This window comes from Duganella kummerowiae (assembly GCF_053572355.1).
In genome coordinates, this window is sequence record NZ_JBKFEH010000014.1 from 261,598 (window position 1) to 276,591 (window position 14,994).

Genomic DNA, 14,994 nt, shown 5'->3' on the forward strand with positions numbered 1-14,994 from the left:
AACGGGCCGCAGCCCGTTTTTTCATGTGCGTCAGACGCGCATCAACGTTTGTCCAGGGGCGGCACGTCGCGCTGGGTGGCGCCGACGAACAGCTGGCGCGGACGGCCGATTTTCTGTTCCGGATCGGCAATCATTTCGTTCCACTGGGCGATCCAGCCTATGGTGCGGGCCATGGCGAAGATACCGGTGAACAGCGACACCGGGATGCCCAGCGCCGATTGCACGATGCCCGAGTAGAAGTCGACGTTCGGGTACAGCTTGCGCGACACGAAGTATTCGTCGTTCAGGGCGATCTTTTCCAGTTCCATGGCCAGCTTGAACAGCGGGTCGTCGTGCAGGCCCAGCTCGTTCAGCACTTCGTGGCAGGTTTCGCGCATCAGCTTGGCGCGCGGGTCGAAGTTCTTGTACACGCGGTGGCCAAAGCCCATCAGCTTGACGCCGGAATTCTTGTCCTTGACCTTCTCGATGAAGGCCGGGATGTTTTCCACCGAACCGATTTCCTTCAGCATGGTCAGGGCGGCTTCGTTGGCGCCGCCGTGGGCGGGGCCCCACAGGCAGGCGATGCCGGCGGCGATGCAGGCAAACGGGTTGGCGCCCGAGGAGCCGGCCAGGCGGACGGTCGAGGTCGAAGCGTTCTGCTCGTGGTCGGCGTGCAGGATCAGGATGCGGTCCAGGGCGCGCACCAGCACGTCGTTGACCTTGTATTCCTCGCACGGGTTGCCGAACATCATGCGCATGAAGTTGGCGCTGTACGACAGGTCGTTGCGCGGGTACATGAAGGGCTGGCCGATCGAGTACTTGTAGGCCATGGCAACCAGGGTCGGCATCTTGGCGATCAGGCGGATGGCCGAGATTTCACGCTGCTTGGCGTCGTTGATGTCCAGCGAGTCGTGATAGAACGAGGCCAGGGCGCCGACCGTGCCGACCAGCACCGACATCGGGTGGGCGTCGCGGCGGAAGCCGCGGAAGAAGAATTGCATCTGCTCGTGGACCATGGTGTGCTTGGTCACGGTGTCGACGAACTCGGCCTTCTGGGCCGCGTTGGGCAGTTCGCCGTTCAGCAGCAGATAGCAGGTTTCCATGAAGTCGGCGTTCACGGCCAGCTGTTCGATCGGGTAGCCGCGGTACTGCAGTTCACCCTTGTCGCCGTCGATGTAGGTGATCGACGAGTTGCACGAGGCGGTGGACATGAAGCCGGGGTCGTAGGTGAACTTGCCGGTGGCGCCGTACAGCTTGCGGATGTCGATGACGTCAGGACCCACGGTGCCTTTGTAGATCGGGAATTCAACCGCGGCGCTGCCATCGGAGAACGACAGGGTGGCTTTGTTATCAGAGGTGTTCATGGACTCTTCCTTCTTTGGAGAGATTAAAAAAGCTGCTAAAAATTCTGGACTGCAAACAGCGTGGTGCACTGCACGTCGGGCCCCGTCAACCGGCCGGGGCGCGGCGACGTTTAAGCCTGGCGCAACCGGCGCAGCAACGCATGCACGTGCGGCAGGTCGGTTTCGCCCTCTGGCTCCTTGCGGGCCAGTACCAGATCCATCAGGGCATTGTCCGACAAGTCGAGGAGCCGCGTGAACGCGTCCACTTCCTCGTCGGTCAATTCGGTTTCGTGCGCATCGAGAAAACGCGTCAGGATGATATCGTTTTCCAGGAGACCCCGGCGCGCACGCCAGCGCAGGCGGGCGCGGTTGGCCGGGTCGGCCTGATGCGCAGCAGGGTTAGGTTCAGTCATGACTCACTACCTTCTACCAGCAAGCCGCCGCTCCCGGGCGGGAGCGGCGTTGTTACAGCCGCGTCAGATCGCGCGGCGCACCATCAGTTCCTTGATCTTGCCGATGGCCTTGTTGGGGTTCAGGCCTTTCGGGCACACGTCCACGCAGTTCATGATGGAGTGGCAGCGGAACAGACGGTACGGGTCTTCCAGGTTGTCCAGGCGGGCGCCGGTGGCTTCGTCGCGCGAGTCGGCGATGAAGCGGTAGGCTTGCAGCAGGCCGGCCGGACCGACGAACTTGTCCGGATTCCACCAGAACGAGGGGCAGGAAGTCGAGCAGCAGGCGCACAGGATGCACTCGTACAGGCCGTCCAGCTCCTCGCGCTCGGCGGGCGACTGCAGGCGCTCCTTCTCGGGCGGGATGGATTCGTTGATCAGGAACGGTTTGACCGAGTCGTACTGCTTGAAGAACTGGGTCATGTCGACGATCAGGTCGCGTATCACCGGCAGGCCGGGTAGCGGACGCAGCACGATGGGTTCGGTCAGCTCGTTCAGGTTGGTGGTGCAGGCCAGGCGGTTCTTGCCGTTGACGTTCATGGCGTCCGAACCGCACACGCCTTCGCGGCAGGAGCGGCGCAGGGCCAGCGAGTCGTCGAAGTCGGACTTGATGCGCTGCAGTGCATCGAGGAGCATCTTGTCGGTGTCCTTCAGCTCGACGGTCAGGTCTTGCATGTAGGGCTTGGCGTCCTTGTCCGGATCGTAGCGGTAGATCTTGAATTTGAGAGTGCGTGCCATGTTCGGGCCCTTAGAAAGTACGTGGTTTCGGTTTGAAGGTGTCCACCGTCAGCGGCTTGGTCACGACCGCCTTGTAGTCCAGGCGGTTGCCTTCCGAATACCACAGGGTATGCTTCATCCAGTTGTCGTCATCGCGGTGCGGGTAGTCGTCATGGGCGTGGGCGCCGCGCGATTCCTTGCGGGCCGCCGCCGAGATCATGGTCGCCTTCGCGGTTTCGATCAGGTTGTCCAGCTCCAGGGCCTCGACGCGGGCGGTGTTGAACACCTTGGACTTGTCCTTGAACGAGACGTGCTTGCGGCGCTCGTCCAGCTCCAGGATGGCCTTGACACCCTGGTTCAGCATCTCGTCGGTACGGAACACGCCGCAGTATTTCTGCATGGTGGCGCGGATGTCGTTGGCCACGCCCTGCACTTTCTCGCTGCCGGTCGAGGTTTCCAGCTTGTTCAGGCGGTCCAGGGCGAAGTCGGCGGCGTCTTTCGGCAGCGCCTTGTTTTCCTTCTGCTTGAGGTTGGACGCGACGATGTGGTTGCCGGCCGCGCGGCCGAACACCACCAGGTCCAGCAGCGAGTTGGTGCCCAGGCGGTTGGCGCCGTGCACCGACACGCAGGCGCATTCGCCGATCGCGTACAGGCCGTTGACCACTTTCTGGGTGCCGTCGCCGTTCGGGGTCACCACCTGGCCGTGGATGTTGGTCGGGATGCCGCCCATCTGGTAGTGGATGGTCGGCACCACGGGGATGGGTTCCTTGGTGGCGTCCACGTTGGCGAACTTGTGGCCGATTTCCAGGATCGACGGCAAACGCTTCTCGATGGTTTCCTTGCCGATGTGGCGCAGGTCCAGCATCACGTGGTCCTTGTTCGGACCGCAGCCGCGGCCTTCCTTGATTTCCTGGTCCATCGAGCGCGACACGAAGTCGCGCGGCGCCAGGTCTTTCAGGGTCGGAGCGTAGCGTTCCATGAAGCGCTCGCCTTCCGAGTTGATCAGGATGCCGCCTTCGCCGCGCACGCCTTCGGTGATCAGCACGCCGGCGCCGGCCACGCCGGTCGGGTGGAACTGCCAGAATTCCATGTCCTGCAGCGGCAGGCCGGCGCGCGCCGCCATGCCCATGCCGTCGCCGGTGTTGATGAAGGCGTTGGTCGAGGCCGCGAAGATGCGTCCCGCGCCGCCGGTGGCGAACACGGTGGTCTTGGCTTCCAGGATCATGGTTTCGCCGGTTTCCATTTCCAGGGCCACCACGCCGACCACGTCGCCTTCGGCGTCGCGGATCAGGTCCAGGGCCATCCACTCGACGAAGAAGTGGGTGCGGGCGCGTACATTGCGCTGGTACAGGGTGTGCAGCAGCGCGTGACCGGTGCGGTCGGCCGCGGCGCAGGCGCGCTGCACGGCTTTTTCACCGAAGTTGGCGGTGTGGCCGCCGAACGGACGCTGGTAGATGGTGCCGTCGGGATTGCGGTCGAACGGCATGCCGAAGTGCTCCAGCTCGTACACGACTTTCGGCGCTTCGCGGCACATGAATTCGATGGCGTCCTGGTCGCCCAGGTAGTCGCCGCCCTTGACGGTGTCGAACATGTGCCAGAACCAGTTGTCCTCGGCCATGTTGCCCAGCGAGGCGCCGATACCGCCCTGCGCCGCCACGGTGTGCGAGCGGGTGGGGAAAACTTTCGACAGCACGGCCACGTTCAGGCCGGCTTCGGCCAGTTGCAGCGATGCGCGCATGCCGGAGCCGCCGGCGCCGACGATTACCGCGTCAAAGCGGCGGGTAGGGATTGCAGATTTGATAGCTGCCACGATTACACACTCCAGAGTATTTGCACCGACCACACGGCGCAGCCGATCAGCCACAGAATGGTGATGAATTGCAGGGCCAGGCGCAGGCCGACCGATTTCACGTAGTCCATCCAGATGTCGCGCACGCCGACCCAGGCGTGGTAGAACAGGCCGGCCAGGGTGACGGCGCTGAACAGCTTGAACCATTGCTGGGCAAACAGGCCAGCCCAGCCTTCATAGGTGAAGTTCTGGCCGCTGAGGAAAGCGATCAGCAGCACGGCGGTGTAGGCCACCATCAGGACGGCGGTGACGCGCTGCGCCAGCCAGTCCTTGACACCGTAATGGGCGCCGACCACCAGACGCTTGGGGCCGATGTTGTTATTTTTAGCCATTAGAACACTCCAAACAGTTTGAGGGCGACCAGCAGGGTCAGCACAACGCTGATGACCAGCACGGTGGCCGAGGTCTTGCGGGCGGAATCCTTGTCCAGGCCGATGTGGGCATCCATGACCAGGTGCCGCACGCCGGAGCAGAAGTGCTGGAAGTAGCCCCACACAAGGGCCAGGATGAACAGCTTGACCAGCGGGTAGGTGATGAAGCCGCGATAGTATTCAAACGAGATTTCCGAGCGCAGGCTCTGTTCCAGCAGGTACAGCGCGAACGGCAGCAGGGCGAACATCAGGAAGCCGCTGATGCGGTGCAAGATGGACACGATGGCAGCCAGCGGCATACGGTAATTTGACAATTCAGTAACGTGTATGTTACGGAACTCAGGCCGTTCTTTTTTTGGTGCTCCTCGCACGGCTTCAGACATAACAAGACCTCCCTAAGCTAAACAAAAATGAGACTGCGATTTTCGCCGATTTCCGCAGGTATAACCAATATGTATTCTTACATATAACCAAAATAGTGTTCTGCGACACCATTTTTGGCATTGATTGCCAATCGTTAACGTATTATTGGCACAACATTATCACCGCCCGATGACGGTTTCTTTTGTGCGGCGCAGCGCCGCCGTCTCCTCAACTGAGCTCATTGTGGTAGTGGTGCTGCGCGGTCGAGTACAGCGCGCGGCGCAGCTCGACCGGCTTGTCGCCGTAGGTGTACGAAAGGCGTTCGGCCGCCAGCAGCGGGGTGCCGGGGGCCAGCTGCAGCAGCGCGGCCGCACCCTCGTCGGCGCCGGCGGCGCGTATCTTTTCCGTGGCACGTATCATGCGGGTGCCGAATTCGGATTCAAACAGCGCATACATGGGACCCTTGTATTCCACCAGGCGTTCCGCCGTCAGCCCTTTGAACAGGGCGCCGGGCAGCCATAGCTCCTCGACGATGGTGGGGCGGCCGTCGAAATGCTGGACCCGCTTGACGAACACCACGGCGTCGCCGGACTTGAGCTCCAGCAGGCGCGCCACGTCGGCCGGCGCGCGCAGGCGCTTGACTTCCAGGAAGCGGCTTTCCGGATAGTGGGGCACGCCCTCGTCCGGCATCAGGCGCAGGAAGCGGAACTGGGCGCGCGCTTCCTGGTGGGTGGAGACAAACGTTCCCTTGCCCTGCTTGCGCAGCACCAGGTTCTCGGCGGCCAGCTCATCGATGGCCTTGCGCACCGTGCCCTGGCTGACCTTGAAGCGGTTGGCCAGTTCCACCTCGCTGGGGATGAGCTCGCCCGGTTTCCACTCGCCGGACTGCAGGCTTTGCGTGATCAGGGCCTTGATCTGCTGGTACAGCGGGGAGAAGGTTGGGGACGGGTTGGCCGCGCCTGCCGCAGTGCCGGTCGCAGCGCCCGCATGGGCTGCGACAGGGTGGGTCTGGTTGGGCGGGACGGGATTCATAGACCGCGATTTCAACACAAAAGACCCTTTCCGTCCAGTAAAAACATGCAATGACTTATCTGTCTTATATAAGACATAAGATAGGATTGACAGACGGAACCCGGCGACCTACACTGCCCAGCCATGCGATTTCCCGGGTGCCGGCATGGCCGCCATGCTGAGGAAAAGCATAGTGCCCGCGGCGCCAAAGTCAACTACGATGGCAATTCTCCCATCTGGCCGTGAACAAGCGGCGCCGGTTTGGTATGATTACTGTTTCACCAAGCAAGCGTAGGATCAGCTTCAGAACGTTTTTATTCCCACATTTGGAGATTCATCATGGCTAAAACCCCAATGCGCGTTGCTGTCACCGGCGCCGCCGGTCAGATCGGTTACGCTCTGCTGTTCCGTATCGCCAACGGCGATATGCTCGGCAAAGACCAGCCCGTCATCCTGCAACTGCTGGAAATCGCCGACGAAAAGGCCCAGAAAGCGCTCAAGGGCGTGATGATGGAAATCGACGACTGCGCCTTCCCGCTGCTGGCCGAGATGACCGCCCACTCCGACCCGATGACCGCCTTCAAGGACGCCGACGTGGCCGTGTTGGTCGGCGCCCGTCCGCGCGGCCCCGGCATGGAGCGCAAGGACCTGCTGGAAGCCAACGCCCAGATCTTCACCGTGCAGGGCAAGGCGCTGGACGCCGTCGCCTCGCGCAACGTGAAAGTGCTGGTGGTGGGCAACCCTGCCAACACCAACGCCTACATCGCCATGAAGTCGGCGCCGTCACTGCCGGCCAAGAACTTCACCGCCATGCTGCGCCTGGACCACAACCGCGCCCTGTCGCAAGTGGCCGCCAAGACCGGCACCCAGGTCAAGGACATCGAGAAGCTGACCGTGTGGGGCAACCACTCCCCCACCATGTACGCCGACTACCGCTTCGCCACCGTGGACGGCAAATCGGTCAAGGACCTGATCAACGACCAGGAATGGAACGCCAACACCTTCCTGCCCACCGTGGGCAAGCGCGGCGCCGCCATCATCGAAGCGCGCGGCCTGTCGTCGGCAGCCTCGGCCGCCAACGCCGCCATCGACCACGTGCGCGACTGGGTACTGGGCACCAACGGCAAGTGGACCACCATGGGCGTGCCTTCGGACGGTTCCTACGGCATCCCTGAAGGCATCGTGTTCGGCTTCCCGGTCACCACCGAAAACGGCGAATACAAGATCGTCCAGGGCCTGGAAATCGACGCCTTCTCGCAAGAGCGCATCAACCTGACCCTGAAGGAACTGACCGAAGAGCGCGAAGGCGTCAAGCACCTGCTGCCGTAATCTTCCTCCCCCCCCGTGGAACCGGTACAGCCACCGATCCGCCGCAGCCGCCGCGCAGCCGAGAGCAGCGCGGCGGCTTCTCACCTTCCTACGCCGGAAACAGCCCCCACCGCCAGCATGCATCCTTCCGAGGTTTTATTCCAAGGCAATCGCCAGCCCCTGCTCCTGCCCGCCTGCGACCACTACGCCGGCTCCGAAAAGCTGATGCGCAAATCGATCGCCTTGCAACAAGAGCTTGGCCCCCTGTTTGACATCACCCTCGATTGCGAGGACGGCGCCAGCGCCGGCAATGAGCAAGCCCACGCCCAGCTGGTAGCCCGGCTGATCGCTTCCGACGACAACCGCCATCACCGCATCGGCGCCCGCGTGCACGACCTGCACAGCCCGCATTTCGAGCGCGATGTGGAAATCATCTGCGCCGGCGCCGCCGCCCGCCTGGCCTACCTGGTGGTGCCCAAGGCCGACTCCGTCGAGGAAGTGCGGCGCGCCATCGAAACCATCAACCTGCATGCGCAACAGGCCGGACGCCAGGACCTGCCGGTGCACGTGCTGATCGAAAGCCACGGCGCCCTGCGCGACGCCTACGCCATCGCCGCCCTGCCCCAGGTGCAGTGCCTGTCGTTCGGCATCATGGACTTCGTCTCGGCCCACTACGGCGCCGTGCCCGGCAACGCCATGCGCACGCCGGGCCAGTTCAGCCATCCGCTGGTGGTGCGCGCCAAGCTGGAGATCGCCGCCGCCTGCCACGCGCACGGCAAGGTGCCCTCGCATAACGTGACCACCGAGATCAAGGACCCGGCCGTGGCCGCCAACGACGCCCAGCGCGCCGCCGCCGAATTCGGCTACACCCGCATGTGGAGCATCCACCCCAGCCAGATCAAGCCCATCATCAAGGCCTTCACGCCGCGCCTGTCGGAAGTGAACGAGGCGGCCCACATCCTGGCCGACGCCGCCGCCGTGCAATGGGGTCCGATTTCCCACGGCGGCCGCTTGCACGACCGCGCCAGCTACCGATATTATTGGACCGTTCTGCAGCGCGCCAAACTGGCCGGCCTGCCACTGCCGGAATCGGTGGCGCCGCTGCTGCACCCCAGCCCCACCGTCCAACCATTGGAAGCCCTATGACGTCCCTGACCAAACTGATTGCGGCCTGCAGCCTCGCGCTGGCCTCCCTGACCCTGGCCGCCGGCGCCCACGCCGAAGTCGAGACCAAGTCCAAGACCAAGACCACCAAAACCGCCAAGGCCAAGGCCGCCGCCAAGAAGGCTGCTCCCGCCGAGCCCAAGGCCCCGAACGAGGAAGAGGACGAGCCTGTCGTCACCGATTCCACCGTCACCGAGTTCGACTGCGAACTGGGCAACAAGATCACCATCTACCGCAACGCCAACGACCTGGAGCACATCGCCCTGCGCTGGAAAAAGCGGCTGCACCGCCTGACCGCGGTCGGCACCACCACCGGCGCGCTGCGCTTCGAGAACAAGCTGTATGGCCTGATCTGGATCGGCATCCCGGCCAAGGGCATGCTGCTGGACTCCAAGCTGAACCGCCAGCTGGCCAATGAATGCCGCGACGCCGAGCAGCAGAAGCAGCACCTGGGTGCGGCCGAGGCCGAGGCCGGCGCCGGCAAGCTGTAACGCCCACCCGGGCGGGCGACCTTACCGCGTCCGCCACCCACGTTCCACCCTCAAACTACACGACACCCAACGAAGGAGAGGTCATGTCCAGCAACACTTTCAACACGCTCAAGGAATTCCCCATTTCGGGCAGCAAGAAAGGTAAGTTCTACTCCCTGCCCGCCCTGGAACAAGCCCTGGGCCTCAACATCTCGCGCCTGCCGGTGTCCATCCGCGTGGTGCTCGAATCCGTGCTGCGCAACTGCGACGGCAAGAAAGTGACCGAGGAACACATCAAGCAGCTGGCCGCCTGGGGCCCGACCGCCGAGCGCACCGAGGAAATCCCCTTCGTGGTGGCGCGCGTGGTGCTGCAGGACTTCACCGGCGTGCCGCTGCTGGCCGACCTGGCCGCCATGCGCAACGTGGCCTACAAGCAGGGCGTGAACGCCAAGAAGATCGAGCCGCTGGTGCCGGTCGACCTGGTGGTGGACCACTCGGTCACCATCGACCACTTCCGCGAGCCGCAGGCGCTGGACCTGAACATGAAGCTGGAATTCGAGCGCAACAATGAGCGCTACCAGTTCATGAAGTGGGGCATGCAAGCCTTCGACACCTTCGGCGTGGTGCCGCCCGGCTTCGGCATCGTGCACCAGGTCAACCTGGAATACCTGGCGCGCGGTGTCCACAAGGACAATAGCGGCGTGTACTACCCGGATTCGCTGGTGGGCACCGACTCGCACACCACCATGATCAACGGCATCGGCGTGGTGGGCTGGGGCGTGGGCGGCATCGAGGCCGAAGCCGGCATGCTGGGCCAGCCCGTGTACTTCCTGACCCCGGACGTGATCGGCGTCAACCTGACCGGCGCCCTGCGCGAAGGCTGCACCGCGACCGACCTGGTGCTGACCGTGACCGAACTGCTGCGCAAGGAAAAAGTGGTGGGCAAGTTCGTCGAATTCTTCGGCGAGGGCACCGAATCGCTGTCCGTGACCGACCGCGCCACCATAGGCAACATGGCGCCCGAATACGGCGCCACCATGGGCTTCTTCCCGGTAGACGACGCCACCATCGAGTACTTCGAGGGCACCGGCCGCACCAAGGCCGAGATCGACGCCTTCGCGGCCTACTTCAAGGCCCAGGGCATGTACGGCGTGCCGAGAGCCGGCCAGATCGACTATACCCGCGAAGTGCACCTGGACCTGGGCACGGTCACGCCTTCCCTGGCCGGCCCCAAACGTCCGCAGGACCGCATCGAAATCGGCAACGTCAAGTCCACCTTCACCGAGCTGTTCTCCAAGCCCACCAGCGTCAACGGCTTCAACAAGAAGGCGGAAGACCTGACCGCCAGCTACACCACCACCAATGGCGTGCACGTGAAGAACGGCGACATCCTGATCGCCGCCATCACTTCCTGCACCAACACCAGCAACCCCAGCGTGCTGCTGGCGGCCGGCCTGCTGGCCAAGAAGGCCGTGGAAGCCGGCCTGACCGTGGCGCCGCACATCAAGACCTCGCTGGCGCCCGGATCGCGCGTGGTGACCGAGTACCTGACCGCCGCCGGCCTGCTGCCCTACCTGGAACAGCTGGGCTTTGGCGTGACCGCCTACGGCTGCACCACCTGCATCGGCAACGCCGGCGACCTGACACCCGAGCTGAACGCGGCCATCACCAGCAACGACATCGTGGCTGCCGCAGTGCTGTCCGGCAACCGCAACTTCGAAGCCCGCATCCACCCGAATATCCGCGCCAACTTCCTGGCCTCGCCGCCGCTGGTGGTGGCCTACGCCATTGCCGGCAACGTCACGCGCGACCTGATGACCGAGCCGGTCGGCAAGGGCAAGGATGGCAAGGATGTCTACCTGGGCGACATCTGGCCGACCTCGGCGGAAATCGCCAAGCTGATGAAGTTCGCCATGAATTCCAAGGTGTTCAAGTCCAACTACGCCGACGTCAAGGGCAATCCGGGCAAGCTGTGGGAAAAAGTGTCCAGCACAGAAGGCCAGGTCTACAACTGGCCTGAGTCGACCTACATCGCCGAACCTCCCTTCTTCGACGGCTTCGAGATGACGCCCAAGGAAACCGATCCCAACATCACTGGCGCGCGCGCGCTGGGCGTGTTTGGCGACTCCATCACCACCGACCACATCTCGCCTGCCGGTTCGATCAAGGAAGACGGCCCGGCCGGCAAATGGCTCAAGGAGCACGGCGTGCTGAAAGCCGATTTCAACTCCTACGGCTCGCGCCGCGGCAACCACGAGATCATGATGCGCGGCACCTTCGCCAATGTGCGCATCAAGAACAAGATGATACCGCCGAAGGCCGACGGTTCCGCCGTCGAGGGCGGCATCACCATCCACCAGCCGTCCGGCGAGCAGCTGTCCATCTACGACGCCGCCATGAAGTACGTGGCGGCAGGCACCCCAACCATGGTGTTCGGCGGCGAGGAATACGGCACCGGCTCCTCGCGCGACTGGGCCGCCAAGGGCACCCAGCTGCTGGGCGTGAAGGCGGTCATCGTGCGCTCCTTCGAGCGCATCCACCGCTCCAACCTGGTCGGCATGGGCGTGCTGCCGCTGCAATTCATCGGCAACGACAGCGTCGAGTCGCTGGGCATCACCGGCAAGGAAACCTTCGACCTGAAGGGCCTGGACGGCGAGATCAAGCCCCAGCAGCTGGCCACCCTGGTGATACACCGCGAGGATGGCAGCAGCCAGGACGTCACGGTCCTGCTGCGCATCGACACCCCGATCGAAGTGGACTACTACAAGCATGGCGGCATCCTGCCGTTCGTGCTGCGCCAGCTGCTGGCCGCCTGATCCGGCTTCCGGCTACCACGCCCTGTGTGCATGCGACGGTCCAGGCCGCCGCGACGCCACAGGGCGTTTTTTTCGCGCGTTTGCCGAATCCACTACAATACGGTTCATCAGGGTTATCATCTGTTAGCCTGATCCGTTTTGAACCACTTTACAGAGGCTACACCGCGCCATGCGTCGTCCATCCAAAGATTCATCCCATAAATTGTCTGCCGAGAGCCAGCGCCTCGTCACCTACGCCCAGGCTGCCGGGCAGGCGGCCAGCCGTATCGAGGAACGGGCCTGGGAACACACGCTCGATGCGCACCTCCAGAAACTCCTCAAGACCGGCCACCAGGAAACCATAGACAGCACCCTCAACAACCTGTTCAAGCTCGACCTGAATGCCTACGACGTGCTGATGGACAGCGTGGAAGCCGTCAGTGAATCGAGTTCCATCACGCAGGAAGTGGATGGCGAAAGCCGGCAGTACGACGTGCTGCTGGTGGCCGCGCCCATCCTGGCCTGGACCCGGTTTTCCATCGCCTCCGGCCCCATCCAGGCCGACGTGCTGAACACGCTGACCGCCCACTTCGCGGCCCACCTGCTGGCCGACGGCACCAGGGTGGCGCTGTCGCCCACGCTGTACTCGATAGACCAGCTGCCGCGCACCCACGTGGAAACCTATTCCAAGGTGCACAAGCTGGCCCAGGCCGCGCTCAAGGGCGCGCCCATCAAGCCGGACACCAAGATTCCGGACACCGCGCCCTTCCTGGCCGACACCCGCTACCTGCTGGCGGCCGTGGTGGCCCCGGCCGGCGGCCCGCTGTTCCGCTGGCAGATGCCGGCCCACCAGGCCAGCTACGTCGAGGAACGCACCACCGCCCTGCAGCAATGGCGCAACCAGGTCACGCCCACCCTGTCCCGGCTGATGCCGGGCTGCGGCATCGAGCTGCTGATGCCGGAAGCCTATTACATGGCTTGCCGCGAGGCCGACAAGCTGATACGTCCGGTATCCATCCGCGCCGCCGTGCACTACCTGACCCATACCCTGGGCGTGGAAGCGTCCGACCTGCGCGCCGTGATCGCCGGCTTCGGCGAGGAAAACGCGGATGGCCAGATCGATGAATACCGCATCTCCTTCACCCAGCGCCAGGCGCAGGACGTGATCTACGGCGTGGTATGGCCGCTGTACGGCCAGGAAGACGAGGAAGGCACGCCGCCGGAAGGCCCGGTCCCCGGTGGCGGGCTGCAGAAGCCGGTCACGCCGGTGGACGAGATCGTCGCCTGCCTGAACGAGGCCGGCATCACCCAGATCAAGAAGCACGGCGAGCGTTACGTGGTCGAATTCTGCGACGACTGCGGCGCGCCGCTGTTTGCCGATCCGGTCGGCGAGCTGGCGCATGCGGAAATGCCGGAGGACGCGCCCACCGGCACCGAGCACTTCCACTAAGCATCCCCAAGCAAAACGCCTCGTCACTGACGAGGCGTTTCTTCATATGCCGCCTACCAGGCGGTGTAAGGGTGCTTGATCAGGTTGGAATTGAGGTAGCGCACATCTGCCGTCACTTCCTCTCCCGCCCAGTCCGGCTTATCAAAGGCTTCGTCCTCGGCCGACAGTTCGATCTCGGCCACCGCCAGGCCGGCGTTCTCGCCCAGGAACTCGTCGACTTCCCACACATGGCCGCCGTGCGCTATGCGGCGCCGGTACTTCTCGATCAGGGGCCGCTCGCACAGCCGGTCCAGCAGCTCGGCCGCCTCGGCCACGGGAATCTCGTATTCCCATTCGCCGCGGCTGGCGCCCTGGTTGGCTCCCTTGATGGTCAGCACCCCGCGCCCGCCCTCGATGCGTACCCGCACCACCCGTTCGCGCTGCGAGGACAGATAGCCCTGGCGCAGCAGCACCGGTTCGCCCAGCGTGCGCCAGGCCTCGCCGCGCAGCAGGAACTTGCGCTCGATCTCGACGCCCATCACTCGTCCAGCGACAGCAGGATGGGCTGCAGGATGGCGGCGCCCAGCCTGGCGCTGCGGGCGCCGTTCCAGCCCACCTGCGGATCGGGCAGGTCGGCGTTGTCCTTGAAAGGCATTTCCAGGGTCAGCGACAGGCAGCCGAAATGGTGGCCCACGTACTTGGACGCCAGGGTCAGCATGTCTTCCTTGTACTTGCTGGCCGCGTAGCCGACCTTGTCCTGGAAGTCCGGGCTGGCGTTCTTGTAGCGTTCGATGAAGTTCTGCTGGCGCACGCGTTTCTGCTCGGTGAAGTTCTCCAGCATCTCATTGCCGGCCACGAAGTTGTAGGGCAGCGCTTCGTCGCCATGGATGTCGAAGAACATGTCGATGCCGGTCTCGTGCATCTTCTGCTTCACGTACAGCACTTCCGGGCTGCGCTCGGCGCTGGGCGTCATCCATTCGCGGTTCAGGTTGGCGCCGGCCGCGTTGGTGCGCAGGTTGCCGCGCACCGAACCGTCCGGATTCATGTTGGGCACGATGTAGAACACGCAGCGCTGCAGCAGCTTGCGGGCCACCGGGTTGGCGTCGTCCAGCAGGCTGTCGAGCAAGCCTTCGATGAACCATTCGGCCATCGATTCACCGGGATGCTGGCGCGCGATGAACCAGATTTTCTTTTCCGCTTCCGGCTTGCCGACCACCACCAGGTTGAGGTCGCGGCCATCGACCGTGCTGCCCAGGTCCAGCACGCGCGCCAGCGGATGTTCCGCCACCTCGCCCAGCAGGCGCAGATGGCGCTCGTAGGAATACGGCTCGAAATAGGCGTAGTAGCAACTGTCCAGGTCGGGCGTGTGGCGTATGGTCATGACCTGGCCGTCAAAGCTGGTCGGCACCCGGAACCAGTTTTCGCTGTCGTAGCTGGCCACGGCCTGGTAATCCTCGTAGCCCTTGGCGTAAGTGGCCTGGCCGGCGTTCAGGAAACGCATGGTGAGCTGCTGGCCGCGCGCGCCCTGCACGCGGAAGTGGAACCATTGGTGGATATCGGCGTGCGAGTCCTTGCGCAGGTTCAGTTCTATGGTGGCGGCGCTGTCGGCGCGCAGCACTTCGATCGCACCGGAGTCGAAATGTTGGCTGATTTTGATGGTCATGTGGCGATTCCGTTGCTGGTGGTTGCTATCCCCGTATTTTACCAGCGCCGTTACAATGGGACATCGGCCTTGCGGGAGCGGGA

At 63.7% G+C, this 14,994-nt stretch carries 14 protein-coding genes; 5 read left to right on the plus strand and 9 right to left on the minus strand.

Annotated features, from left to right (window positions below):
- Positions 1–41 precede the first annotated feature (41 nt).
- From gltA to ACLB1G_RS19415, 7 genes are all read right to left on the minus strand, one after another.
- On the minus strand, positions 42–1,343 hold the full coding sequence (gene gltA, locus ACLB1G_RS19385) for a citrate synthase (protein WP_491628873.1): 1,302 nt from the start codon (positions 1,341–1,343) through the stop codon (positions 42–44).
- A 110-nt stretch (positions 1,344–1,453) separates the two neighbouring features.
- On the minus strand, positions 1,454–1,735 hold the full coding sequence (locus tag ACLB1G_RS19390; RefSeq protein ID WP_491628874.1) for an FAD assembly factor SdhE: 282 nt from the start codon (positions 1,733–1,735) through the stop codon (positions 1,454–1,456).
- A 63-nt stretch (positions 1,736–1,798) separates the two neighbouring features.
- Positions 1,799–2,509 carry a succinate dehydrogenase iron-sulfur subunit gene (locus ACLB1G_RS19395; protein WP_491628875.1) on the minus strand — a complete coding sequence of 237 codons (711 nt, stop codon included), beginning with the start codon at positions 2,507–2,509 and terminating at the stop codon, positions 1,799–1,801.
- A gap of 10 nt (positions 2,510–2,519) precedes the next feature.
- A complete protein-coding gene (gene sdhA, locus ACLB1G_RS19400; RefSeq protein WP_491628876.1) occupies positions 2,520–4,298 on the minus strand; it encodes a succinate dehydrogenase flavoprotein subunit in 1,779 nt (592 codons plus the stop codon).
- A gap of 2 nt (positions 4,299–4,300) precedes the next feature.
- On the minus strand, positions 4,301–4,669 hold the full coding sequence (sdhD, locus tag ACLB1G_RS19405) for a succinate dehydrogenase, hydrophobic membrane anchor protein (RefSeq protein ID WP_491628877.1): 369 nt from the start codon (positions 4,667–4,669) through the stop codon (positions 4,301–4,303).
- Positions 4,669–5,091 (minus strand): succinate dehydrogenase, cytochrome b556 subunit, encoded by a 423-nt coding sequence (gene sdhC / locus ACLB1G_RS19410; protein ID WP_491628878.1) that lies wholly within the window; start codon positions 5,089–5,091, stop codon positions 4,669–4,671. The genes sdhD and sdhC overlap by 1 nt, the downstream gene beginning before the upstream one ends.
- 208 nt (positions 5,092–5,299) lie before the next feature.
- Positions 5,300–6,103 carry a GntR family transcriptional regulator gene (locus tag ACLB1G_RS19415; protein ID WP_491628879.1) on the minus strand — a complete coding sequence of 268 codons (804 nt, stop codon included), beginning with the start codon at positions 6,101–6,103 and terminating at the stop codon, positions 5,300–5,302.
- Between the two features lie 318 nt (positions 6,104–6,421).
- On the opposite strand from ACLB1G_RS19415, the gene ACLB1G_RS19420 reads away from it, so the two are divergent.
- From ACLB1G_RS19420 to ACLB1G_RS19440, 5 genes are all read left to right on the plus strand, one after another.
- Positions 6,422–7,411: a malate dehydrogenase gene (locus ACLB1G_RS19420; RefSeq protein ID WP_491628880.1), complete on the plus strand. Its 990-nt coding sequence runs from the start codon at positions 6,422–6,424 to the stop codon at positions 7,409–7,411.
- Positions 7,412–7,528: 117 nt separating this feature from the next.
- On the plus strand, positions 7,529–8,536 hold the full coding sequence (locus tag ACLB1G_RS19425) for an HpcH/HpaI aldolase/citrate lyase family protein (RefSeq protein WP_491628881.1): 1,008 nt from the start codon (positions 7,529–7,531) through the stop codon (positions 8,534–8,536).
- Positions 8,533–9,045: a hypothetical protein gene (locus ACLB1G_RS19430; protein WP_491628882.1), complete on the plus strand. Its 513-nt coding sequence runs from the start codon at positions 8,533–8,535 to the stop codon at positions 9,043–9,045. The genes ACLB1G_RS19425 and ACLB1G_RS19430 overlap by 4 nt, the downstream gene beginning before the upstream one ends.
- 83 nt (positions 9,046–9,128) lie before the next feature.
- Complete coding sequence (acnA, locus tag ACLB1G_RS19435; protein ID WP_491628883.1) at positions 9,129–11,840, plus strand: aconitate hydratase AcnA; 2,712 nt, start codon at positions 9,129–9,131, stop codon at positions 11,838–11,840.
- A gap of 169 nt (positions 11,841–12,009) precedes the next feature.
- Positions 12,010–13,269, plus strand: a complete 1,260-nt coding sequence (locus ACLB1G_RS19440) for a DUF2863 family protein (RefSeq protein WP_491628884.1) — start codon at positions 12,010–12,012, stop codon at positions 13,267–13,269.
- Between the two features lie 53 nt (positions 13,270–13,322).
- Here the strand turns inward: ACLB1G_RS19440 and ACLB1G_RS19445 are convergent, their stop codons facing one another.
- Both ACLB1G_RS19445 and ACLB1G_RS19450 read right to left on the minus strand, forming a co-directional pair.
- Positions 13,323–13,787: a CYTH domain-containing protein gene (locus ACLB1G_RS19445; RefSeq protein ID WP_491628885.1), complete on the minus strand. Its 465-nt coding sequence runs from the start codon at positions 13,785–13,787 to the stop codon at positions 13,323–13,325.
- The gene (locus tag ACLB1G_RS19450) at positions 13,787–14,911 is read right to left on the minus strand and encodes a M14 family metallopeptidase (RefSeq protein ID WP_491628886.1); all 1,125 of its coding nucleotides are present in this window, start codon (positions 14,909–14,911) and stop codon (positions 13,787–13,789) included. The genes ACLB1G_RS19445 and ACLB1G_RS19450 overlap by 1 nt, the downstream gene beginning before the upstream one ends.
- Positions 14,912–14,994: the final 83 nt, after the last annotated feature.